Genomic DNA, 1,876 nt, shown 5'->3' on the forward strand with positions numbered 1-1,876 from the left:
GCCGAGCGCGCTTCGCTAAGATAAAAAGCAAACCAAACTAGGTCTTTACGGGAATAATCTCACCACTGACTTTCAAGTTGTGAGCGGCTGCATCTCGCGCAGTCACGGCATCGCGGTCCTACCTTCGAGCCACTAGAACGCGCAGCCCGCGCGCAATGAGTTCGCCCGCCTGTCGAAGTTCCAGGCGTTTCTCGAGGCGCTGCAAACCTGGAAATACCATCCGAGGCGCGGCCTTCGCTGAAGCAGCCCACAATGATGGTTCAGGGAGACCGATCGGGCTTTCGGATTCCCGAGCATCCATGCGCATGAGGCGGATGGTGGCCGGATCCACCACTCGTTCCTGCACCACACTGGTGCTGTCAGGACCGGCCGGGCCACGAGAACATCTCTCGGCAGCGCATCGGGGTTGCAGCGGCCAATCGTCCGTCCATGCCAGCAGCAGGGCAGTGTACACCGCGATGTGACGGCTCAAGCGTTTGTCGCCGTCAGCATGAGCTCCGTCAGTCTCGGATCCGAAGGAGGGCTCGATCGGTGCTCCAAAGAGCGCCGCCTTGATTCGCATAAGACATATTATGGAACCAAACTATATGATCCTCGATCCCCTGATCCGGGCGCGGCCTTGCTTGCCGAATGGCCAGCCGATCAGGAAATCAGTCGATCGATAAATCAAATAGGTCATTCACGACAGCCTCTTATGGCAATGTGCCAAAGTAGATTGGCGACCTCTCCGCTTGCCGATATTCCAACCGTTCGGGACACTGGCTCATTGTCTTGGAGCAGGCTTGATTGATGCGGGACCGCGCGCCTCGAAATGCATGGCAGAGCCATGGTCGCCAGGAATGGATTTCGACCGTCAGCCCGGATACAGCCTGACATGATGGCTGCTTCGGGGAATCGATGACCATGCGCACGTTGCAGGATTGTGCTGAAGCTCTGGCCGGTGGAACGATCACCGCCCGTGCGCTGGTGGAGGAATGCCTCGAACGGATTTCAGATCCGGCGGGCGAAGGTCGACGCGCCTTCATCTCGGTCTCGGCAGTCAGCGCCCGGGCGTCGGCTGATGCCCATGACGGCTTGCGGCGGGTCGGCCGTGCGGCCGGCCCATTCGCCGGCATTCCCTTCGCCGTGAAGGACCTCTTCGACGTTGCCGGCGAACGGAGCATGGCTGGCTCACGTGCACTGGCCGATTGCGCGCCGGCGAAGGCTCATGCGCCGACGATCGCACGCATGATTTCGGCCGGGTTCATCCCGATCGGCCGGACCAACATGACCGAATTCGCCTATTCGGGAATCGGTGCCAATCCACATTATGGAACGCCGCTCAGTCCCTGGGATCGCGCCTCACGCCGCATTCCGGGTGGCAGCTCGTCAGGCTCCGGCGTGGCGGTTGCCGATGGCATGGCACCGGTTGCACTCGGCAGTGACACGGGCGGCTCATGCCGGATTCCKGCCGCGCTCTGCGGCATTGTCGGCTACAAGCCGACAGCGCGACGGGTGCCGCTCGATGGCGTCGTCCCGTTGTCGAGCAGCCTTGATTCATTGGGGCCGCTCGGCGCCAGCGTGGCCTGTTGCGCCATTGTTGACGGCGTCCTGGCGGCCGACTCTCTTGCGCCGCCGCTGCCACGCCCTATTGCGGGTCTGCGCCTTGCCATCCCGACCCAGATCGTCAGGGATGGCATGGATGCAACCGTGTCCGCCGCTTTCGACCGCGCAGTCAGCCGCCTGAGCGCGCTTGGCGCGCTGATCAGCGATGTTGATTTCGCGCCGCTCGGGGCAATTGGCAAGGCCAACAGCAAGTTCGGCTTCGCGGCGCCCGAGGCTTTCGCCTGGCACCGCGCGCTGCTCGAAACGAAGGGCGAGCTTTACGACCCCCGCG

At 62.6% G+C, this 1,876-nt stretch carries 1 protein-coding gene; it reads left to right on the top strand.

Annotation, left to right across the window (positions count from 1 at the left end; all coding sequences use genetic code 11):
- Positions 1 to 897 precede the first annotated feature (897 nt).
- Positions 898 to 1,876: amidase (locus AC1DJT_RS36500; protein WP_476836037.1), on the top strand; the 979-nt coding region annotated here is incomplete at its 3' end.

The sequence above is a fragment of the Allobosea sp. 05T422_2 genome, assembly GCF_056396265.1.